This is a genomic window from Paenibacillus sp. J22P51, from assembly GCF_059692215.1.
Genome location: NZ_JCAUAZ010000014.1, coordinates 73278 through 96157 on the forward strand (window position 1 = coordinate 73278; position 22880 = coordinate 96157).

At 47.9% G+C, this 22880-nt stretch carries 20 protein-coding genes; 8 read left to right on the forward strand and 12 right to left on the reverse strand.

Going from position 1 to position 22880, the window contains the following annotated elements:
* Nucleotides 1-65 precede the first annotated feature (65 nt).
* Complete coding sequence (pyrH, locus tag AC58QC_RS24080; protein ID WP_497417579.1) at nucleotides 66-806, forward strand: UMP kinase; 741 nt, start codon at nucleotides 66-68, stop codon at nucleotides 804-806.
* Nucleotides 807-1124: 318 nt separating this feature from the next.
* Here the strand turns inward: pyrH and AC58QC_RS24085 are convergent, their stop codons facing one another.
* Nucleotides 1125-2006 carry a GNAT family N-acetyltransferase gene (locus AC58QC_RS24085; protein WP_497417580.1) on the reverse strand — a complete coding sequence of 294 codons (882 nt, stop codon included), beginning with the start codon at nucleotides 2004-2006 and terminating at the stop codon, nucleotides 1125-1127.
* A gap of 178 nt (nucleotides 2007-2184) precedes the next feature.
* Between AC58QC_RS24085 and sigY the strand changes: the two genes are divergently transcribed.
* From sigY to AC58QC_RS24105, 4 genes are all read left to right on the forward strand, one after another.
* Complete coding sequence (gene sigY, locus AC58QC_RS24090; RefSeq protein WP_497417581.1) at nucleotides 2185-2709, forward strand: RNA polymerase sigma factor SigY; 525 nt, start codon at nucleotides 2185-2187, stop codon at nucleotides 2707-2709.
* Nucleotides 2710-3120 (forward strand): YxlC family protein, encoded by a 411-nt coding sequence (locus tag AC58QC_RS24095; RefSeq protein WP_497417582.1) that lies wholly within the window; start codon nucleotides 2710-2712, stop codon nucleotides 3118-3120. It begins immediately after the preceding gene.
* Nucleotides 3107-3319: a sigmaY antisigma factor component gene (locus AC58QC_RS24100; RefSeq protein WP_497417583.1), complete on the forward strand. Its 213-nt coding sequence runs from the start codon at nucleotides 3107-3109 to the stop codon at nucleotides 3317-3319. Before AC58QC_RS24095 ends, AC58QC_RS24100 begins: the two co-directional genes overlap by 14 nt.
* A 117-nt stretch (nucleotides 3320-3436) precedes the next feature.
* Nucleotides 3437-3637, forward strand: coding sequence for a hypothetical protein (locus AC58QC_RS24105; protein ID WP_497417584.1), 201 nt, complete (start codon nucleotides 3437-3439; stop codon nucleotides 3635-3637).
* 174 nt (nucleotides 3638-3811) lie between these two features.
* On the opposite strand, the gene AC58QC_RS24110 is transcribed toward AC58QC_RS24105, so the two are convergent.
* Nucleotides 3812-4942: a trans-sulfuration enzyme family protein gene (locus AC58QC_RS24110; protein WP_497417585.1), complete on the reverse strand. Its 1131-nt coding sequence runs from the start codon at nucleotides 4940-4942 to the stop codon at nucleotides 3812-3814.
* A 36-nt stretch (nucleotides 4943-4978) separates the two neighbouring features.
* Nucleotides 4979-5989 carry a Gfo/Idh/MocA family protein gene (locus tag AC58QC_RS24115; protein WP_497417586.1) on the reverse strand — a complete coding sequence of 337 codons (1011 nt, stop codon included), beginning with the start codon at nucleotides 5987-5989 and terminating at the stop codon, nucleotides 4979-4981.
* Between the two features lie 113 nt (nucleotides 5990-6102).
* On the opposite strand from AC58QC_RS24115, the gene AC58QC_RS24120 reads away from it, so the two are divergent.
* Both AC58QC_RS24120 and AC58QC_RS24125 read left to right on the forward strand, forming a co-directional pair.
* On the forward strand, nucleotides 6103-7911 hold the full coding sequence (locus tag AC58QC_RS24120) for a sensor histidine kinase (RefSeq protein WP_497417587.1): 1809 nt from the start codon (nucleotides 6103-6105) through the stop codon (nucleotides 7909-7911).
* On the forward strand, nucleotides 7889-8935 hold the full coding sequence (locus tag AC58QC_RS24125; RefSeq protein WP_497417588.1) for a response regulator transcription factor: 1047 nt from the start codon (nucleotides 7889-7891) through the stop codon (nucleotides 8933-8935). The genes AC58QC_RS24120 and AC58QC_RS24125 overlap by 23 nt, the downstream gene beginning before the upstream one ends.
* A gap of 61 nt (nucleotides 8936-8996) precedes the next feature.
* Here AC58QC_RS24125 and AC58QC_RS24130 read toward each other — a convergent pair whose 3' ends face one another.
* From AC58QC_RS24130 to AC58QC_RS24165, 8 genes are all read right to left on the reverse strand, one after another.
* A complete protein-coding gene (locus tag AC58QC_RS24130; RefSeq protein WP_497417589.1) occupies nucleotides 8997-11609 on the reverse strand; it encodes a hypothetical protein in 2613 nt (870 codons plus the stop codon).
* Nucleotides 11610-13257: 1648 nt separating this feature from the next.
* Entirely contained in the window at nucleotides 13258-14493 is a 1236-nt protein-coding gene (locus AC58QC_RS24135) for a DegT/DnrJ/EryC1/StrS family aminotransferase (protein ID WP_497417590.1), read from the reverse strand.
* A 12-nt stretch (nucleotides 14494-14505) separates the two neighbouring features.
* Nucleotides 14506-16986, reverse strand: coding sequence for a glycoside hydrolase family 38 N-terminal domain-containing protein (locus tag AC58QC_RS24140; protein ID WP_497417591.1), 2481 nt, complete (start codon nucleotides 16984-16986; stop codon nucleotides 14506-14508).
* 56 nt (nucleotides 16987-17042) lie between these two features.
* On the reverse strand, nucleotides 17043-18641 hold the full coding sequence (locus AC58QC_RS24145) for an extracellular solute-binding protein (RefSeq protein ID WP_497417592.1): 1599 nt from the start codon (nucleotides 18639-18641) through the stop codon (nucleotides 17043-17045).
* A 39-nt stretch (nucleotides 18642-18680) separates the two neighbouring features.
* Nucleotides 18681-19550, reverse strand: coding sequence for a carbohydrate ABC transporter permease (locus tag AC58QC_RS24150; protein WP_497417593.1), 870 nt, complete (start codon nucleotides 19548-19550; stop codon nucleotides 18681-18683).
* A 13-nt stretch (nucleotides 19551-19563) separates the two neighbouring features.
* Complete coding sequence (locus AC58QC_RS24155; protein ID WP_497417654.1) at nucleotides 19564-20418, reverse strand: ABC transporter permease; 855 nt, start codon at nucleotides 20416-20418, stop codon at nucleotides 19564-19566.
* Between the two features lie 350 nt (nucleotides 20419-20768).
* Nucleotides 20769-21296: a helix-turn-helix domain-containing protein gene (locus tag AC58QC_RS24160; protein ID WP_497417594.1), complete on the reverse strand. Its 528-nt coding sequence runs from the start codon at nucleotides 21294-21296 to the stop codon at nucleotides 20769-20771.
* On the reverse strand, nucleotides 21286-21603 hold the full coding sequence (locus tag AC58QC_RS24165; RefSeq protein WP_497417595.1) for a DUF6597 domain-containing transcriptional factor: 318 nt from the start codon (nucleotides 21601-21603) through the stop codon (nucleotides 21286-21288). The genes AC58QC_RS24160 and AC58QC_RS24165 overlap by 11 nt, the downstream gene beginning before the upstream one ends.
* 93 nt (nucleotides 21604-21696) lie before the next feature.
* On the opposite strand from AC58QC_RS24165, the gene AC58QC_RS24170 reads away from it, so the two are divergent.
* A complete protein-coding gene (locus AC58QC_RS24170; RefSeq protein ID WP_497417596.1) occupies nucleotides 21697-22146 on the forward strand; it encodes an SRPBCC domain-containing protein in 450 nt (149 codons plus the stop codon).
* A gap of 61 nt (nucleotides 22147-22207) precedes the next feature.
* Here AC58QC_RS24170 and AC58QC_RS24175 read toward each other — a convergent pair whose 3' ends face one another.
* On the reverse strand, nucleotides 22208-22879 hold the full coding sequence (locus tag AC58QC_RS24175; protein ID WP_497417597.1) for a GNAT family N-acetyltransferase: 672 nt from the start codon (nucleotides 22877-22879) through the stop codon (nucleotides 22208-22210).
* Between the last annotated feature and the right edge of the window lies 1 nt (nucleotide 22880).

The window sequence follows — 22880 nt, forward strand, 5'->3', positions numbered from 1 at the left end:
ACACGACTTCCTTGTCAGACACGTCCATCGTTCAGGCGTTCTCATCAGAGAGAGGGGATATGGAAATGGCTTTGCGATACAAAAGAGTTCTCATTAAACTTAGTGGCGGGGCTGTAGCAGGTGACAGCTCTTTCGGTTTCGACCCTACACAACTGGATCATATTGCTAATGAAATTATGACCGTCGTGAATTTAGGTGTTGAAGTGTGTCTTGTGATCGGTGGTGGCAATATTTTCCGCGGCAATATGGGCGAAAGCTGGGGCATCGAGAAAGCCGAGGCTGATAATATCGGCACGCTCGCGACGGTCATCAACAGCTTGATGCTGCGCGGTGTGTTGAAAGCGAAGACGGAAGCCGAGGTGCGCGTTATGACAGCGATTCCGATCGCTTCAGTGGCGGAGCCTTTCATTCGTTTACGAGCCATTCATCACCTGGAAAAAGGGTACATCGTCATTTTCGCTGGCGGGAATGGACAGCCTTTCGTTACGACGGATTATCCATCCGTGCAACGCGCCATTGAAGTGAATTGCGATGCAATTCTAGTCGCCAAGCAAGGCGTGGACGGCGTCTTCGATAAAGATCCGAAGCATCATCAAGAAGCGCTCCAGTACAAATCGCTCCACTATAACGATGTGATTCAGCATAATTTGAAGGTGATGGATCAATCCGCCTTTATTCTAGCGCGTGACTACCATGTGCCGATTCATGTGTTCAATTTCGATAAGCCTGGCTCGATGAAGGACATTTGCGCGGGGCTGAATACGGGCACGATTATTAGTGCAGCATCGGAACTTATTTATCATTAACCGTAATATCTTCCTCCACCAAAAACTGGTGATTAGTAAACTGAACTGGGTTAGTGAAGCGCGTTGCTTTCGTTGCGGAACGTCGTTCCGCTATTTTCCCAAAAATGACTGATGTTCAGCCGTAACGGAACGTCAGTACGCTAATTTATCCATTATTGCGTAATCGCACCTGTTTTCGACGAAATAGAGGAACCTCGTTCCGCATCTTGTTCAAATAAGTTAATTTCCCATAAATAACGGATTCTCGTTCCGTTTCTCCTACTGATATAACGAAAAAGGATAGATAGCAGAGCGACCTGCTGATCTATCCTTTTTATTTTAGCCGAGGAGGAGCACGTAATAGTCATTAGCGTTTCTCGTCGCAAACCCACAGGATTCATAGAGGCCGAGCGCCTTCTCATTCTCCACCGATACTTCCAGCTTGATATGCTCAGCTTGCTCCTTTACTTTGAGTGCAGTAATCGTTTGACTTAAAATCTGGCGACCATAGCCCTTGCCCCTAAAGTCTGGCATCACGCAAAAGCCATAAATAAAACCGCTAACTCCTGGCTCAACCATCGCACCAAGTTTTCCTATCGGTTCTTTGTTTTCACCTAGCTCCGCAATCCACGTCCTTTCCTTATCCCCACTGATCGTCTGATTGACATACTCGCGCGTATCTTCTTCCGTCATGTCGAAGCCTGACATATTCAACTTAACGAGGAGCTCCGTATCGGAACTGTCCGCTAAGCGAATACCTAATTGTGTCTGCGTGGAAGCATGTGGGATTACTTGTTCTTTTAACTCCATCACATACTCTGAAAAAGAATAATTCGCCCCTAGCTTCGTCAGAAAAGCTTTACCGCTCTCCGAGCCACGCTCATTGATGAAAATAAGCTTAGGAACCTTTCTGTTCCTGCACGTTTCGATTGCCGTTTGAACGAGCTGATTGAAAATCCCTCGGCGCCGCGCCTCCGGATGCACCATGCCGCTGATTTCTACCTCAGTGGAAAGGAAGCTATAGATCGCAAGAAAGCCGATAATCCGGTCATTTTCGTAATACACAAAATCATTCGTCACAAGGGCTGGACGGCTAGTCAAGGTGCCCCAATTCAGTTTAATCTCGATGCCTTCATGCTCGTTGCATATCTTCCACAGCGCCCGAACTTCCTCCAGCTCTTGCGGAGAAAGGCCCGCTCTTGCATATATCCCTTGTTTCATATGTTGTCCTCCATTAATCTTCTCATTCATATGGACTACCTGCTGTCATTATACATGTCTGGGCGCCCAGGTGGTAAGCTAATAAATCATTCTACACATTTTTTCGTGCAGGCTGTGAACGATTTGCATGAGCTGTTCGTACTATCCATGAAATCAGACAGAGAGGATGTTCAATCACTTGGAAGAGAACGAATTTATTCGTCGGGCCATGCTAGGCGACACCGCGGCTCTGTCACAGCTTCTGCAGCAGCATTATGCTTTTGTGTATAAATATTTGGTCAAAATTACGCTGAACCCCTCCCTGGCTGAGGATCTCACGCAAGAAACAATGGCACGTTGTATCGAAAAAATAAAGCTCTACAACGAGACTTCGAAGTTCTCGTCCTGGTTGATCACCATCGCCACTCGTTTGATGATCGATCAAGGAAGAAGGCGCCGCTCGGAGCGCAAGTGGCAGGAGAAAGAGCAGCAGCAAGCCTTACGCCAACTGCAATGGCAGACTGCACATCACACCGATGTTGCTTGGCCAGAGGTATTGGACGCCTTGGCGGAAATACCGAGAGAGAGTCGCATTCCGCTTATTCTCAAGCATTACTACGGATACACGTACGAAGAAATTGGCGGCATGCTCTCTCTTGCGGAGGGAACCGTGAAATCACGCGTGCACAACGCACTGAAACAACTACGAAAGGAGCTGAAGTAGATGGATGAAGATTCTCAAAAGCGGCGGAGGGCTACGGGTGAGCAGCGAGAAGAGAGCGAGCGACGGAGCACAGCTGACGGTCGCGAAAGGCAAAGTGATGAGCAAACCGATGAAGTGACTGCTCGCCAACTGCGCGAGGGGTTGGACCATCTCGAGGCTGTCATCCACGTGCCAGCCCCGAGTGCAGCTTGGTTTGATCAGCATATAGCGGCGACGCAAAGCAAACGACGCACCAAGCTGCTGCGCGACTTGGCAACCCTGTGGATCAGCGCGATGCTATTGTTTTATGTGTTTTATCTGACGGTAACAGCTCAACCTGTTACCTTTCTCTCCATCCAAGCTGCGGCGATACTGATTCCGTTAGCTTGGCTATTTCTTAGAAAGCAGGTGGCTTCTCATGACAACAACTGAATCCAAATTCGACCAACTACCTCTCTGGGCATGGATAGGTCTTGCATTAATTATGCTCATACAAAGCACATGGCTGTACATGGACTCCCGCAAGCGGGGTGCCCGTCACCCTTGGTTTTGGGGCATTTGGGGCATTATTCAAGCCCCGGTTCCAACCATTGTTTATCTTTTTGCGGTTCGAAAGATTCACCGGAAATGATATCTGTTCTTACTTGAAACGGTTGCCTCCATGGCAGCCGTTTTTTTCATGCCCATGCGGATACAAGTACTGGAAATAATCAAAATCATATTGACTTCCTTCTGTCGTGTGGGCATTATGCGTAACACGAAGGGGCCGTTCATGGGGCGAGTTGGTGGTGCGATTACACCGATTTTCATGGGGATGATGTTAGTGGGGATGGCTGTATCAGGTTACTTGAAGGATATGGTGAGTGGCGGTTTGTTGATTGCAGGAGTTGTGCTGTTAAACCCGCTTCTACGGAGAAATCAACTCAAAGCGAAGCAACAAACCATGTAGGGAGTAATATCGGGGTCAAGTTTAAGAACAGAAGCTGTATCCGACAATGAGGATGCAGCTTGATTTGTTCAGCATCAAAATATTCTTTTTAAACATAAAGTATGAAAAATTAGGTAGTACGTCAATCACTTTATCCTTGTTCTAAATCATTTTGTTTGAAATGCATATCCTTCTTCATGAAAGACTATTCAAGGCTTGATCTAAATCATTTATCAGAGAATCTACCGACTCCAGCCCTACTGAGATTCTGAGCAATCCACGCGGAATACCGGTCGTTTGAGAGGCTTCCTCACTGATTCCTACGCCTGGATCAATAATTAGACTTTCAAATCCGCCCCAGCTAGGTCCGAACTCGAAGTAATGGAGCTTCGGGATCATCTCCCGAATGGCTTGCTCATTAGCGCGCGGAAGGAAGCTTATTAATCCCGTGTATCCGGTAAACAGCTTTCTCCCAAGCTCATACTGCGGATGACTTTTAAGACCAGGATAATACACACGTTCCACTTTCGGATGACTTTCAAGAAAAGTCGCAATTTTCATGGCACTTTCTTGATGCTGCCTCATACGGACAGGCAGGGTGCGCATTCCCCTCAGTAGAAGCCACGACTGATGCGGATCCATACAGGAACCGAACAACGCCCGTTCCTCATGCGTGATTTTCTCCATATCATCTCCTCGTCCGATCGCAACACCTCCAATAATGTCGCTGTGACCGCCCAAATATTTTGATGCCGAATGAACGACCATATCGATACCGAAGCGCAGCGGGTTGCAAAATAACGGGGTCGCCCATGTACTGTCAATAATGGTTCCGATGCCATTCGCCTTAGCCAATTGAGCAATTGCCTCCAAGTCCTGAAGTACGAACAAATGGGAAGAAGGACTTTCCAAATAGATCAACTTGGTATTCGGTCGAATGGCTTGCTCGAACTCGTCTAATCGATCTCCTGTCACGAACGTCGTCTCCACCCCGAACTTCGCCAAATAAGAGCTCAGAAACTCCCGTGTCGGCCCGTATGCGCTCCGTATGCAAATCACATGAGCCCCTGCAGAAACATATCTCATAATCGACGCCGAAATCGCTCCCATACCGGAGGAGAAACATCTAGCGGCCTCTCCTTCTTCTAGGGCGGCTATTTTTCTCTCTACTACCTCGGTGGTTGGATTCCCTATTCGGGTGTACACGTAACCGTGATCTTTCTGTTTTCTAGTGAAAAGAGAATTTTGAAAAATCGGAGGTACAATCGCACCCAAATACCGATCATAATCATCTCCCAGATGCATTAACATATCTTCTTTCGTCATCGTCTTTTCATCTCCCTGATGTATAAATTGTCTTAACTACCTTTCCATCCATTGCATAATGGCAGCTGCTTCGTCTGCTTCCACGGCAGCTTTACATGCTTGCAGGACATCGTTAGCTGTCAAAATAGCTGGCCGTCCTTCAATGCGATTTAGGAAGTCTTCACTTAGCGATAATGGAACTGTGTCCGGCTCTATTGTCCTTGCTGGCATATCGTTCGTCACCTGGATAAATAATGGCCCCTTGCCCACAATCGGGTCTCCCTCCAGACGCAGCTCCACGCAGCCTTTCGTACCGGTCACATAGATGCGCCCGTCTCCCCAGGTCCAGCTAGCTTCAGGCGTGTGCCAATCCGTATATAGCTGCGCGGTAACTCCGCCGCCGAGAAGCACTTGCAGGGATGCAGCGTCCAAAAATGTCGGATATTCCGGCAGTATGCGTTTGCTTTTCCAGCCATGAACCGAAGTTACCTCTTCTCCTGTCAACCATCGAAGCAAGTCAAAATCATGGATGAGAAGATCAATAATCGGTCCTCCGTTGCGAGCTTTGTCAAAAAACCAAGCTGGCCTGCCCGAAGCGCGCAATCTATGCGGCTTGCGCATCTGTATGTGGATGATCTTGCCTAGTTCTCCTTGCCGAATAGTCTCTCTAAGCGCAAACAGTTCCGGACGAAATCGCTCCGTCAGCATCATACCGACTTGTATGCGTCCCCGGCGGATGACTTCGTCAAGCCGATTGAGCCCAGCTGAGTTAACGACCGCCGGCTTATCCACCATCACATGCCGGTCATGTCTTTCGCAGAGCTCAATGATTTCGATTTTATCTTGGTTGACAGCAGCGCTGCCTACTATGGAGCCACTCACGCTAAGCAGCTTCTCTGGATCGTCGAATAGCGTGATACCATACCGATCAGCCAGCTTGCTTGCCATCTCGGCATCTTCTCCATCGTAAATACCTGCACAAGGGTGCCCCAAATCGTACATTTCCTGAATAAATTGGGCGATATGCATATGCTGACAGCCTAATATGCAAAATGGTTCCTGTTTCATCCACATCTCTCCTCGCACACGCGTTAGGATTCTAACCTCCCGCCATTTTAGTATCCAATCTGATATAATGAAGAAAATAACTCAACCAACCCAGACGAACGGAGTAATCCGCTATGAAGTTCCTGCAGAAGGCGCGAGCATTATCTATTCGCACCAAACTGAATGTATTGATTCTTTTGTTTCTGTGCCTTCCTTTTTTCTCTCTCGGCGTGATCTGGTATGAAAAAACAACGGAGAAAATCGAAATGAACGCCGTCAATTCCAGCCGGCAGCTTATTACGCAAATCAATAATCAATTGGACAATTATTTCATCGACTTGGAACGGATCACATTTCCCGTTATCACGCATCCGCTCATCCTGAAATTCATGCAGCTGCCAGCGAATGAGCAATATGATCGGTTTATCATCACCCGTGATATCGAAAAACAAGTACTGCCGAATTTCATGTTCGGCCGCCCGGACCTGAAAGGTTTCTCCATCGCAACGGAGAATGGCATTGTCAGTTACGGTGGCGTTTCCCCCAAGGACGACTATATGAAGTTATTCCGTCAATACGAGGATGCAACCTCCTTCCGAATTGTCGGCATCCGCAATCCGGATAACTCGCCTGTGCTGACCGTTGTCCGCACGTTTCGCGATGCTGCCAATTACAAGTCGCTTGGTATGTTGGTGATGGATCTAAACATGAACCAGATTATGAACATTCTGGCAAAGGTTCAACTTGGACAAACCGGCTATATTTGGATTGCAGACAACAATGCTCAAATTCTGTATCATCCGGACCTCAGCTATCAAGGCAAGCCTGTGGATTCCAAGCTGATGGAGCAATTCCGCGGGAGTCAGGAAGGCTATTTCTTGAAAAATACCGATGTTGGGAAAACATTGGTCATTTTCCATCGCTCTCCTTATACGAACTGGACAATGGTATCTGAAGTCCCGCTGCGGGAGCTGATCAGCAACCTGATCGAACTTCGAAATATCACGCTGTGGATTGCCTTTTTCGTTATCTTGTTCGTAATGGCCGCGTTAGCAGGGTTTTCCTTTAACCTAACCCGATCCCTCTCTGTTCTCCAGCGGTTAATGAAAAATGCGGAGCACGGGAATTTGGCTATCCAAGCACCCGAACACCGAGAGGATGAAATTGGAAGCCTATACCGCAGCTTCAACAAGATGGTCAGGGAAATACGCAGACTGATCGAAGTCGTGCATTCCTCTAAGCTCAAAGAGAAAGATCTGCAGCTTAAACAGCGAGAAGCCATGATGCAGGCGATGCAATCGCAAATCAACCCGCATTTTCTCTATAACACGCTCGAAGCCATCAACTCCTACGCCGTCGTGGAAGGCGTTCTGCCTATTAGCAACATGGCAACCTCTCTCGCAGATTTGTTCCGGTATAGCGTAGGCAGCTCCCAGCAAATCGTCAGTCTCAAAGAGGAATTGGATCACGTCAATACGTATTTGAACATCCAAAACGAACGATATCCCTACTTAACATTCGAATGCGGGATCGAAGCACGAACGGCATCAAACGTACAAGCTGTACGCTTAATCATTCAGCCCTTGATTGAGAACTCGATTGTCCATGGGTATGAACGCCAGAAACTTCGCCCGACCTCTATCAGCGTTTCTTCCGAGCAGTTGGAGAATTACTGTCTGCTGCGGATTACCGACCATGGTCAAGGCATGGATTCGAAGCTATACGAGACATATAACAAAATTTTCGAAGGTTCCCTCGCAGGCGACGAGACAGAGCTTTCCTTTCATCACATCGGATTGCTGAATGTCCATCACCGCATTCGATTGACTTATAATGAGCCCTACGGGCTTTATATAGAGAAATCAGATACGACAGGCACTGTCATTCAAGTTAGACTGCCTTATAAGGAGGGATCACAACATGTATCAAGTCATCACGATTGACGACGAGCCGATGGTCAAAAAAATGCTGAGCAAGCTAATTAATGCTACAGGGCGCTTCCAGGTCGTTGCAGAAGCGGAAGACGGCCAAGAGGCGCTCAAGCTCATCGAACAGCACGCTCCTGATCTGATTTTGACTGATATTCGTATGCCAATTATGGACGGTCTCGAGCTACTGCAGGAGCTGCATAAGCGGAACCAAAAGCCGAAGGTAATCATCCTCTCTGGTTATGATGATTTCTCCTTTGCCCAACAAGCCATTCGATACGGGGTCTCCGAATATTTACTGAAGCCAATCCGACCAGCCGTTCTTCAAGAAACACTGGATCGTATTTTCAATAGCTTAGAGCAAGAAAAATTATCTTTATCCGACCGTGGTCGCTGGATTCTTTTAATCAAAGAGCATGCTGAATCTATGAACGAGAACGTCTGGATTCTGAATGATGATGCCATAATAAACGATCTTAAGAAATTCCAAACAACTCTTGAGCTGGAAGCAACGGAAGACTCGCAGATACGAACTGCCTATTTCGAACTGCTTTGCCATATCGACGCAAGATTGAGCGAAAAAGGGATTCGGATGTTCAATGACGGTGCGGATGACCCCATTCCAGTCAAAACGGAAGAGCTGTTCAACCATACATGCTCCCTCCTGGCGTCGGCCATTCAGCAAATTCGCCAGTCCCGTAATTGGGGCAGTCATCAAGGCATCCAACGCGCGGTGGACTACATCAAACACAATTATACGTCGGAGGCCTTTTCCATGCAGGAGGTCGCGGAATATATTCAGATGTCTCCCGCTTACTTCAGTCGTTCCTTTAAGGAGGAGATCGGAGTCTCCTTCATCCATTATCTGACCCAGCTGCGAATTGATATGGCTAAGAACATGTTAGGTGATCCAGCATGCAAGACGATCAACATCCCACATGCCATCGGTTATGCGGACTATCCCCATTTTGCTAAAGTGTTCAAAAAGAATTGTGGACTTACCCCCACCGAATACCGAAAGAGACTGGGCATCCAATAGCAACGAACCGAGCACAAAAGATCCACTCTTGGATCTTCTGTGCTCGGTTGTTTTTGTACAATTAAACCTCAAGCGTATGGCATCCGCCTGCGGCAACTTTTATATCTAAGCTCTTGCCATTTCCTAAGGTGATTGTGCAGGAGACCACATGCTCACTTTCGTTCAACAAGATCATGTTGCCATCAGCGACAGTCACGTCAAGCAACAATTTCGCAGCCAAACCAACGGATAGCTGACCAACCGCTTTGCGATAAAGGGAAGAAAAGGAGGGTACATAGCCATGCCAGAGATACGCTTCCCCTCTCAGGGTTTGCCTGCCTTCATAGATATTCAGCACCATGCCTGCAACGATGCATTTTTGTGCAATCGTACGCACCGCATCTGTACGGAAGTTGGCAGCAACGATACAGTCCTCAGTCTCCACAACGATCGTTTCGTCATTCGTTTCTAGCTGAACCGTTTGACTGCTTGCTACTTCTGTCTGCGCTGCTGTTTGGTTAGGAATCGAGACCACAATGAATGGTTCCCTTGTCTGCCCTTCCGTTAGCTGCATGGAACCGATATCATTGAGGACGAGTATATCTTCTACGCCCTTCCACTTCAAATATTCATGCTTGTTAATATATTTGATGCCCTGCCCGCCGATGATAACATACCCGATATAATCATCTACATTCACGTAGGCAGCACTTCCATACGTTTCAACCTGATTGGGCTCCTGCCCATAGTAGCCACGAAACTTGTCGGCACCGCCCGGATAATATAAAGTGCGCGTGCCGGGGGCCAGCTCTGGCATAGCTGCATAATTCTCATTGCGGATGCCAATGATGCCCGTCTGCGCATGCTGAATGGTCACATTCTTCATCGCTTCGAAACGCTCGATGTACACGGTACTGCCGTTGGGCAGTGACAGAAATGCCACATGCTGAAGCAGCTCGCGGGCTCCTCTGGCAATCGTCACTGTTGCTGCGAAGCCATCATGGTACGGCAGAATACTTTCCCGCTCCACATCACGGATGATCGACTCGTTGCTCAGGCCTTTAATCCCCTTCTTTTCAGCAAACTCTACCGTACCGGTATAGCTCGCATAAAGCGGGGTTACCTGCCATAAGCCTTTGGAAGGCAAGGTTAGCGCCATAACATTGTTACGCCATGTAAAGCTCGCGAAGGAATCCTTGCGACGGTGTACGATCGAGTTGCCATAAGGGTACGTGTATACTCCTAACAAACGGTTCGTCATTTCCTCTGTATCGCTTGGCTCTGCACCAGGACCTCCAAAGAGGTATATTAAGTACGAACAAAGCAGATCGACCGCTGAGCCGTGCTCCAAGTCTCTGGCAAACTGTGCATGTGCTTTATTAATGATACATTCTTCCCCGCGCTCTTCCAGCAAGCAACCTCGTGAATTGCTGGCTTGAATGCGTTCAATGGAATCAAGTGAACCTCTTACCAGATTAGCTGCATCCCGATTGCCATGAATGACATTCAAGATCGTATGGGTCAGCTGGCGCTCATGCTGCCGATTATACCACCAGTCCTGACCTTGTACGGGAACGGCCAAGCCATCAAACTGCGCCCAAATTTTAATCGTGCGCTCATACAGCTTCTCGTTGTTGTGTACAGCCTCACGGAGAATTTCTTGACCCGCGGTCAGTGACATTAAAGCAAAGATTCCGCGTAGATTGGTCCCTGCGCACAAATAGCTTGGATGAACGAAAGCATGGTTTTCCGCTGTCATGTCAGGATGGAACGTCACCGTTCGCACCAGATTTCCAACAGGATTATCAATTAAGCCAGACGGGTCAGCGAGCCTGTCCTTGTAGGTGGTGACGGAGTTTACCGCCCACAGGCGGAATCCGTGCTTCCACTGTGCGTGATGCGGATGATCAGGAAACAGTGCAACCGCCGCTCCGATCCCTGCCGCTGTCCATCCGTTTTCCTCGCATTGCGTATCATAATATACGCCATTACGAGGTTCGTCGACTGACCATTGATCGGCATAGCTGGAAATAACATTTTGCACGAGCCGCTTCGTCTCTATGTCCAAGTCATCCCATAGCATCCAAGCAGCGTAGGCAAAGAAAGCGATGGAGCGGCCGTTTTGGCTAGCCATGAAGAAGCTATCGCCTTGACCTCCCCACTTTTTCCCGCTCGTGTAAGGCAGCACGCCTTCTACTCGGACACAATCCTCTGGACCGGTATCATGCGTAAATCCAATATAGCGAATTGCCTTGATGGCACGTTCTTTCAAGAGATTTCGGGAGATTCCCGTTGCCTGCTCGTCATATTCGCCTAGCTTGGAAAGCACCGCGTAAACGAGCGAGTTCTGGGCTGAATCGGATTGGTACCAGAAGGTTCCTCCGAAGAAATGACCGCTGTTCGGACGTACATCCCAGTCCTGAAAATGCTCGTTAGCAAAAGGCAGCCATTTCAACAAAATGGAATAGATGCGGCGCGACATGTCATTTTCTTGAGCTAAATCCCAACGGATAGGAGCAATGCGCCATATTTCTGTTGATGGTGTGTAGGTAATCATGCGTTTATCACTTCCTGAGCCGTTAAAATGACTTTCTTGCACGCTACGCCGTAAAGCTCCCTGATCTCGTCGCTTGAGATATCCAAGTTGTCCGAGCTGCTCGATCCGTTGGCGCTTCCATTCATCACTGGCACCCAAGCAACAACACGGCCACCTTCGACCGGCACGTTATCCGTAATCGGATAACCGTCTACCGTCAATCCGGAAATGGTGACCTTGCGACGCGCTCGCACCCAGCGGTTGATTTCTTCATTTGTCCAGAAGACAAACCCGCGCTTGCGTGCTTCGTCTACAACATAACGGAACGCATCCCGCACCACTTCTTGGTGGTAGATGTGAAATTGATGGAACAAGAAATGCGCAACACCTTGCACCTTGGCCACTTGTTCCAGAATCGGAATGACGATACTGCGGTCACCCCACTTTTTCAATTCCAAATCCGGCGTTAGAAACCCGACTTCCATCACGTTGTATACCCGATTTTTCTCGTCAGAAAGCGCAATCGGAAAGAACGGCTGACACGTTCCAAACGTGAACCCAAGGTTGCCCTTCTTGCTGCCGCCACGGCTTTGGTCCGATTCAATGCCGCAGCTTTCGCACCATTGGAACAGCTCTCCCCAACCTTCTATGCGGGTAAGATGGTTCTTATTCGTTGGCACTTGCTTCATGCCCGTTGCTTCTTGGAACCATGCGAATTGCCGGCGGAATTCTTCTTCGCTCCAATAGCCGTTGTCTACATCTACAGCGTTGTAGTGCAGCGCCAGCTCATGCCCATCTGCTTCGATCTGCTTGTATAAGCCTTTACTATAGCCCGGCTCCAACATACACCAAGTAGAGCGGACGCCGGTTTCCTTTAGGATGTCTAGCGTAGCTATGGCATGCTCGTCAAAGTTATAGTCGCTATCATGCGAAATGTGAGCTACCTGCTCCGTACCTTCCGGCCAATAGCCGAGAAACGGCAGCGCCAAGCCTTTTTCTGCTGTGCGTCGAAGCAAATGCCCGACCAATTCATCACGCCACATGTCGGCATAAGGGTGATGAAACAACGGGATTCCCGTTTCCGTTGCGACCCGGTCGTGGTCGTAATCAAGCTCGATCACGTCATCTGCCTTCAGCACACCGTCATTCACCAGGGCAGTTCCATCCGCAGATGGCGGCCCATCCTCGATAACCGGCTTGCTTCCTTGCTGAAGCTGGACAATAGTATTCACGACATCTACGGAATAACGCTCCAAGCTTCCTTGTCCAATGCTGAATTGCTGTAGGACAGGTCCATAACCATCGCCGCTTGGCGAGCCTTTGCAGATGGCTCCGATGTTCTGGACGTTTGTTGGCTCCTCCATCGCGTTATTCGTTGCGACCCACGGCACCGCATCCAGAAAACGAAGCGGTCTGTCGCTATGCGGGAGGTGAGCGTACCCTGCACCTGTACCCATACCTTTGTGATACCCTAATTTCTTCGCAAGATCGTTCGTACCCGCAAAGGAAACGACGGTACCGCCCCTCTCCATATAGCGCCAAAGCAGCGCTGCATGCTCTGCAGTTTCATCTACGGCTGCAACCAGAATGACATCACATGGATAATGATCTGTTATGCTCTTGACCGAGTGAATCCAATGAAACGGAATTCCGCGATGCGTCAAGATTTCCCCCAGATAACGATTAAATACGTTTATGTTATATCGCCACCGTTTTTCAGCAGCAGCCTGATCCAGTAAAATACCAATTCGTGCCATTTTCATCGCAGCAGTTCCCCCATTCGCAAGCTCACTTGCAAGCCCGTACGTTAGTCAAACGATCTCAACACTTTATTTACTGCCGTCGCAATGTCGTACATCGCCTTCTCATCCGCCAACAATACATTCTGATGCAGCCACATCGCTTCTTTGTTGCAAGCTCGTTCGCTAACTGGACAAGCATATTGTCGATGCTCGGATTCTCCTGTCCATTTGGCAATCTCTTCAAGGATTGCTTTGTTCCTGTTTAAGGAAACGTATCCCGCATGCATGGGAATCCCTTCTCCATTCAATCGACGAATCATTTCATTCTTATCAATGCGACTCGCGAGCTCGGGTTTCAAGAACAGTAAGTGCAAATGCTGGGCGTGACGGTTAATGCGCGGATCGCGTTTAACCGTAAGAATACCCTCGATCGGAGCCAGCAGCTCATTCAGCAGCTTTGCATTGCGTTCCCGCAGGGCAAACTGCGCTTCGAAACGGCTCAATTGCCCAAGTAATACAGCTGCCTGGAATTCGGTCATACGCAAGTTCCAGCCGACCGCCTCGTGCTGATACCAACCGCCTTGCTTAATACGGCCTACATTCACAAGCGACCATGCTTTGGCAGCGAGCTCGTCGTCATTGGTCAAGATAATGCCGCCTTCACCCGCCGTCACGTTCTTCCCCGACTGGAAGCTAAACGTGCCCAAGTCTCCTAGAGCACCTACACGTCTACCGTCCCACTCAGCTCCGACCCCTTGCGCGGAGTCCTCGATCAGACGCAACCCATGACGGCTCGCAATATCCTTCAATCGAGTCATGTCCGCCGAAGCTCCTGCTAAGTGCACAGCGACGATCGCCTTTGTCTTCGGTGTGATCGCCGCTTCGACTTTATCAGGATCAATCAGCAGCGTGTCCGGTTCTACGTCCACAATGACGGGAATCGCTCCGAAGATAAGCGCCGATGACGCCGTGGCAATGAACGTGTATGCCGGCAGAATGACTTCATCGCCCGGCTGCACACCTGCTGCCTGCAGCGCAATGGTAATCCCGATCGTTCCGTTCACCACCGTAATGGCATGCTTCGCGCCATGCATGTCGGCGAACTGCCTTTCGAGTTCAGGCAGCTTCGGTTCTAGACCTGGAACGTTGGATTTCCCCGTTCCCCCCCACTTCTGCGAATGCAGCACCTCTAGCAACAGCTTCTCTTCTTCTTGGCCATAGATCGGCCAAACAGGGAATGGATCTGTACGAACAGGCGTCCCGCCGTTTACTGCTAATTCGGCAACCGTCAATTTATCCATCGCTTCTCACTCCTATTCCTCTTCCATTAAGTTCTCATCGATCAGCGTTCGATCCGTCACATTCAATCGCAATGTTTTAATCTCAAATCGACCCAAGCGTATCTCTTGATTTATGCCGAGAGCAGCGATCGAAACGTTCGTCAACCGTTCTTCTCCAGATGGCTCATACAAGCGTACAATGTAATCGTTAGTAATTTCTGCTTTCTTAAAAGCCGTCATCTGTATCGATGGATCACTTAAGCTGATTAATGGAGCAGGCGCCTTGCCTTCTCCTGATGGGAAATAGGTTAACGCATAAGGCTTCTCATTAAGTGCTAGCGCTTCTCGATCTAGTTTAGGCAGACGTTCTTCCCACGTCCCTGCATTAAACCAAAACGTGAAACGGCGCTCCCCTTGATCGATTCGAGGCGAAAAGCGGTCCTTCGGTAATGTATAGGGCATTTTGCCTCCCGGAAGCGCCGAATAGCCCGGCGAACGAAGCAGCGTCAGCCGCAGTTCGCCATCGTGGATACTGGATCCATACGTTCCGTCATTCACGACGGACAGAGATGCACCCGTAGCCCCATCAACCGCAGCGACCCATTTTTGAGCGACTGCTTCCCTGCCGTTAGCGGGCAGCTCGTCTACACCGTAAGCCACTTGGCCGTAATATTGCGGCTGCTTGAACGTTGTCGGCACAGATAGCTTGAGCATTTTTGCCTTCTCGTTCCAATGAACTGTAAGATCAACCTTCACTTCCGTACCCCGCTTAGGCAAATAGTAACGTTGGCAGATGAAGGAGTCTTTGTAAGCAAACACCGCTTCAATCACACTTCGTACTTCGCCGTCTTCAATCACGCGGACCGAAGCAATCGGCTTGCCCGGAATGCCTGAATAGCGGGAGCCTTTCGCTTGAGACATGAGCTTGAATTCTCCGATGACATCCGGGAAGCTTTGTGTTTGACTGCCCCATGAATCGTCATAATCCTTCACCACAACTGGCTTGAACGCATTCGATTGTACGATGGAGACGCCATCCGCTTTGAATGTATCCACAAAGCCAGTTTCGCAGTTGATAACAATCTCAAGATTATCCGTTTTAAAGACAATCAACCCATTCACCGCTTGAAGTGTCGGCTTGGGTTTCTCCGGCAGAAATTCGACTGTACAGTCAAACCGATTCATCTGACCAGGCTCGAGCTCTGCATAAAATACGGCACGTTTCCGCCAATCAACGTAAAGACTGCTAATTTCCTTTTCAACCTGACTCGGGATTCTTTGTCCTTGTATATGCACTACCGGAACTGCGAATTGTCCTTTCGACGCAGACGGCAACTGAAATTCACATTCAAAAATGCCTTTCACCTTATAGGGGTGGGGATTATAAACAAAAATCGGAACCTCGCCTTCTGCGGCTTTCTGTTGACCGCCCGTCAAGGCAAAGAAAGCGCGAGCTTTCAATCGAGACAAAATTTCCAAACCGTGATCCATTAAGCGAATAGCCGCTTCTTCCACGGGTTGAACTGAAGTACCCGGCAATATATCATGAAATTCTGCAATCATTAAGTCAACGGTAGCTTCATGAATGTCCTTTTGCGGATAAGGGCCATACCCCTGAAGTGCGTAAGAGGACATCATTTTTTCAACAAAAAACAGCTCATTTTCAAGCTTGCGATGTTTTTGCTTAATCATAATTTGGGACGTATAGCACCCAACCGCCCAAGGATTCAAATCTTTCTCGTACGTCGGCAGCTCTTTCCCGCTCGCTTTTAGCTCTGCAAAATAATCTTCTGGCGTGGAGTGGATCACATCGAACGCTTCTGTCCTCTCCTTTAGCTCCTTCAGATTGTTCAAATCAATCCGGGAAGGTCCGCCCCCGTGGTTCCCTATTCCCCACAATACAAGTCCTTCCGACTTGTCTGGATGATCCTGCATCCAGCCTTCAACCTTCACATGCGCCTTGCCACGCCCTGATAGATAAGCTTTATAAGCGCGGTGAACCGTAACTTCGGAACCGTCATGCCCAATCCAACGGAATTCTTCCCCTGGTAGAGAACAGTCGTTCTGATCAGGCCGGCAAACGATATAAGCATCAAAGCCTGCCTTGCTCATAATTTGCACGAGTCCGCGCGTATGACCGAACGGATCGAAATTAATAGCCGTCGTCGGCACTTTGCCGAACTTCTCTTTGAAGTACACGCGCCCTAGCAGCATCTGCCTAACGAACGATTCTCCGCTTGGCATATTGCAATCCGGCTGCAGATACCAGCCACCCATGATGTGCCACTTGCCCTCGGACACCAGTTTCTGAATGCGCTTAAAAAGCGCCGGATCGTATTCTTCAATCCATTTATAAAGAATGACTTCGTTATGGTTAAAAATGAATCCGCCATATTCTTCGCAGAAATCGGCCGCGATTCGGAAGGTGGACAGCGCTTCTCCCGCTCCTTCTTCAATCTCCCATAGCCAAGCAGGGTCTAAATGAGCGTTACACAGTAAGTGAAGTTTTCTCATGGTAATCTCCTTGTTTTTTAGAAAACCCCCACTGGGACAGCGAGGGTTCATGTTTATTATTTTTTATTTTTGGCTTTGTACCATTCCGTTGCTTCTTTGATCAATTGATCTCCGCCTTGTTTCTTCCAGCTAGCGACGAAATCGTTGAATTTATCCACCGATTCTTTCCCAGTAATGACTTTTGCAGCGAATTCCAGCCACAATCCGTCATAGTTCAACTCTGGACGTGTTTTCAAGGTAGGCATGGCAGGGATTTCTAGCGCATCATCTTGGAAGCCCTCTTTATTTGCCACCTGCAACGATTTTACTGTTTTTTCTCCGCCTGGCTTGTTCTTAATGAAGCCATCCTCTGTAAGATGCGGCTTGCCGCCAGTGAAGTGTACCCATTCTTGGAACGTATTCTCTGCCAGGATCTGCTCGTTGGTTGTCGGGTAGTTGTACTTGACCGCACCGTTTTCTACCTTGTACGTGTCACCTTCAATCCCATACATGAAGAACGTATCTTTGGCTTTATCGTCGGAGTAGAACCAATCTAGGAATTTAATGATGGCTTCAGGGTTTTTAGCACTTTTCGGGATTGTCCATACGAAATCAGATACCGTGGAGCCTAAAGGGTATATTCCGCCTGGCTTGCCGCTAGATCCGACCGGAGAAGGAATGATTTCAACGGCCGCTGTCGGTACATTCGCTTTAATAGCCGTTTCAACAGCACCCGGCGTTACCGCGGATGTAGACCAAATACCTACAGTACCTGCACCTTTAATCTTGGCATCCCAATCTTTGCCTTGAAGTGTAAACACTTCGTTATCTAGCAGCTTCTCTTGATATAACTTTTGGTACACTTTCAGAGCATCAACCATGCCAGGGCGAATAAAATTCGGAACTAATTGATCGTTCTCAAACTTCCAAGTTTGCGGTTGCACGTCATATGCAGTGAAAAACTGATAGGCGAAAGCTAATTTCGCGCGTCCTGACATTGGAATTTCATCTTGCTTCCCATTGCCATTCGGGTCCTTATCGCGGAATGCTTTCATTACGTCGATGTATTCATCCACAGTTTTCGGCACTTGAAGACCCAATTTGTCCAACCAGTCTTTACGGATATAAGTTACCGTACCGTTCGTAATCGGGTTTTCTTGCGGGATACCATAAATTTTCCCGTCTTTGCTCACGCGAGCGGAATCCCAGGATGCCTTCGGCACTTTCTTTTTCAAATTCGGTCCATACTTATCGATCAAATCATTAAGCGGAAGCAACACGCCAGAATCAATCGCAGGCGCTACTTCCGGACGGTTAATTCCTTTGGTCTGCAGCAAATCAGGCAGTTCGCCGGAAGCAAATAGCAACGTCATGCTTTGGTCATAGTTCTCATGAGGAATCAATTGCATTGTCAGATCAGTCTTAGATAATTCTTCTAATTTTTTTACATACTTGTCGTTATTGATATCCGCCGATCCTTCAACATACTTGGAACCGCCAGTCGTTAGCCCCACTTTGAACTTCGCAGGAGCGGCAGGGGCGGCAGATGTCGTTGAAGTCGATGTTGTCGATGCAGCTTGTCCTGATTTCGTCTCATCTTTGGAGGTACAGCCAACCAAACTACTTGAAGCTAATGCCATACAAAGTGCTACTGGCAACACTTTTCTCTTTTCCAAATTAACCTCTCCTTTTTTTAAGACCATGTTGTTTTATTATTATCCTTTGACCGAACCAAGCATTGAGCCTTTAACAAAATGCTTTTGAATCATTGGATATATAATCAGGATGGGGATGGTGGCTACCATAATGGAAGCCATCTTAATACCTTCTACCGACTGAATGGTCACCGCCGCGCTCTGCAGCATGCTTTCCACGTCACTTTCGACGATCAGCTTTCGAAGCTTCAATTGCAACGGATACAAATTAGGATTCCTAATAAATAGGATCGCATTAAAGTAACCATTCCAGTGTCCAACTGCGTAAAATAACCCAATTGTGCTTAAGGAAGGCAGGGAAAGAGGGAGAACGATGCTCCACAATGTCCGATATTCGTTGCACCCGTCGATTTTGGCTGCATCCGTTAATCCATCAGGAATGTTGCGAAAGAAGGAGATCATGATGATCAAGTTAAACGCACTGATGAGATCGGGTATCATCAAAGACCACAGTGTATTTAGCAGGCCAAGTGATTTGACAAGCAAATACGATGGAATTAAGGGTGCCTGGAAAATCATCGTAAACAGCACTAGTAAAATGATGAATTGTCTCCCTTTCAAATCTTGCTTGGATAAGCCATAAGCCATAAGGCTGGTAAAAATAAGATTGAGCAGTGTGCCTGCCACCGTAATAAACACGGTAACACCGAAAGATCTCCAAATCCGCGAGTCATTCAGAACAACTTTATAATTCAGGAATGTGAAATCCGCTGGAAAGATCGTGACTCGTCCTTGAATGATAGCACCAGCGCTGCTGAACGATCCGGCCATAATATGCAGAAACGGTATGAGCATAGCGATAGATACCAGGACAAGAAACGTATAGTTGAAAACAGTAAACGTCTGGTAAGCGGGCGATTTTCGAACCATGATGTGCTCCTTTCTAGTAGATCGAGCTGCCTGTCGTTTTTTTGCTAACGTAATTCGCTCCGACGATGAGAATGAAGCCAACAACTGATTTAAACAATCCAATGGCTGTCGTATAGCTATACTGCGCCCCTAATAAGCCGACTCTGTAGATGTAAGTATCAAATATTTCCCCAACTTCACGAACAAGCGGGTTAAGAAACATATACATTTGTTCGAAGCCAAGGTCCAGAATATGACCTATCTGCAATAGCAGCAAAATCATGATGGTAGGAAGGAGACTTGGAATCGTAATACTGAACACTTGACGTAATTTCCCTGCCCCGTCTACCTCCGCTGATTCGTACATTTCAGGATTGATTCCGCTTAGCGCTGCTAAGTAAATGATTGTCCCCCAGCCAACTTCTTTCCATATTCCGGAGGAAACGATAATGGTTCGGAAGTATTCCGGCTCCTGTACGAAAATGGTGCGTTCAAAGCCAAAGGAAGCTAAAGTATCGTTAACAACCCCTGTCAGCGAAAGAAAATTTATGACCATACCGCCTACGACAACCCAAGAGAAAAAATGCGGCAAGTACAATAGCGTCTGTATCGTCCGTTTAAATACAACTTTCCGAACTTCATTCAGCAATAACGCTAATAAGAGCGGTGCCGGAAAAGAGAAGATGAGCTTATACATACTGATCAGGAGTGTGTTTTTAAGTATCTTGTAAAACTCCGGATAGGTGAACAGGTTGTCAAAGTGCTTTAAGCCGACGAACTTACTTCCCGTTACCCCCTTAAACACATCATAATCTTGAAATGCGATAATACTGCCGCTAAGAGGAATGTACTTGAATATGATAAAAAACAATACGCCAGGCAAAATCATCGAATAGATCTGCCAATGTTTTAGCATATAACTTTTCTTTTTTGGTATCGCTTTCAAGTCAGATAGAGTTGCCTGTTGCATAGGTCCATTGATAGCCACTTTCATTTATCCCCTTTCACTGCTTAATCTCTGTTTCCACTATAAAAGTTTGAAGATCAGAAAGACATGTTATTTTTTGACTTGTGTTGTCAATTTTTAACCAACATGAAAGCGCATCCACTCTCTCTCATCGTCTTCGCAAACTCCAAAACAAAAAGAAGCGGCCACTTAGCCCCCTCTTTTGCCTATCGATCGCCACGTTTGGACGCTGCGTATTGGATCGTTATTCGTATACAATCAGGAGGCTAATGTTACGTTCCCCGTTTCCCCAAAGCATACTCTTCTGGCGTCTGGCCGAGTATGGACTTGAAATCCTTAATGAAATGCGACTGATCGTGATAGCCGAGGTCCATCGACAGCTTGGCCCAATTGTGCGTATCATTGCCATCGGTGGTCTCCGCTGCGCTTTGGATGCGGGCGATTTTGATCACCCATTTCGGGCTGACACCGACATACTGATCGAAGAGACGCTGTAGGGTGCGGATGTTCATTTGAAAATGCTCACATATCGCGTCGACCTTGGTAATATCCGGCTGACCATACACAAAATCCACGATTCGATTAACCAAAGTCACCTGTTCATCCTGGACAGGCAGCTTCGACCGGATCATGTTTTCGACCAAGCCTACATTACTCATATCATCCTGTTGACGAAACACTTGCGCTTCCAAGGAACGCGGTTCGGTGTCGAAAACATCCCCAATGCTCAGCGGATTGTTCAACATGCTAGACACGTTTTCTTGGACAAAAGGGTAAAAGCCACCTGGCTTAAATTTCACGCCGAACACCCCCCCCCTGCCCTTCTAGGTGATGTCCATACTTCTCTTTGCCAGGACCGTAAATCGCCGATTTTCCAGGCTCTACAACGAGATTCACGCAGGGATTAGGAATAACATGCTGTGTGTAGGGTTCTTTCCCAGCCAAGTCCCATCTGACGACCCAGTAATGACGAACGAAAAAGGCCACATCCTCCGCCGGAGCATAGCGACAAAGCTGAAACTTGTGCCCCCCTTGCTGGAAATTTATGATACCCAGGCTAGGCATGGGGGGATTCGTATTTGAATTTGGATTCGCATTCGTTGGCATATCGAACACTCCTTGTCGCGTTTTTACAATACATGGGAATAATAGATGTAATATGATAGGTAGGATCACAAAAGCGAAGGAGTGCGAGCGGTTATGGAGCTGAAGTATGAATTTTATATTGGTGCAAGCACGAAGCAGGTTTGGGATATTCTCATCACACCAGAGGGAACTCGGCAAATTTTGTTTGGTAGCGTACTGCATTCTACCTTTGAAATTGGCTCTGACTATTCCTATATAGGCCCAGGTCAAGATGGCGATGAAACGGTTCATGTGTATGGCAAAATTTTGGCATATGAGCCAGAGAAATTATTGAGCTGTACAGAGCATGCGGGGCCTTCCTATCGGGAGAACCATGCTGAGTTCGAATCGCGTATGACAATCACCCTAGAAACCGTAGGCAACTGTACGAAATTAACGCTCGTGAATGATCAATGGACACCAGACCACCCGAGCTTTGAGTCGACAAAGGCTAGCTGGTGGATGATTCTGAGCAATATCAAGACGTTAGCGGAGACAGGTAAAACGCTAGATTTCGGTTGGTAGACTTTTGGCGCAGCTTAAAAATGTAGAAAAAGCAGGAGTCCATCAAGGACTCCTATTTACATTACAATGGTAATAAAGCCAACGTCTCTTTACCTTCCAAACCGGCAACCATCGATTCCCAAGCATGCGGTTTATTCGCGAGCACCGCATAATACCGTCGCAAGAACTTCGCTACCAACGCAGCACTGATCTCTGTCGCATCTTCATCCGTCGGTAGGAAGCAAAGATCCAGCTCCTCGACAGCCTCCCCGTTGTTTTCCCATGATGGGTGCACATACTTAAAATCAATCCGCTTATAGCCCAGATGCGATAACACCTCACGCCGCACGTAAGGGTCCATCGGCTTTACGCCACCAAAAGCATGCCCCTCGATCCGATATGGATCGTAAATTTCAGCGAACATCCCTTTCATCGGCTTACCTGACTCGGCTGCCAATCGCTCCAGATCCTGCCACCGTTTTCTCGCAAGAAACCGCCCAATCCCAAGACCTGCCTGACCAATAATCGTGAAATCCGTCATTGCCACTTGGTCTTCCTCGTAATAGCGATACTCCGTTGTGCCGACTACCTTGCCTTCATGAACGGCCACAAACACGCGAATCCCTGGATCTTCAAGAGGCTCCCTCCACAAAGAGTATTCGAGCACTTCCTCCGGCGGAAATACCTCTTTCATCAGATCGTGCATCGATCGAAACAACGGGTCCTCAATATTCGAAATGCGTATGAATTCCATC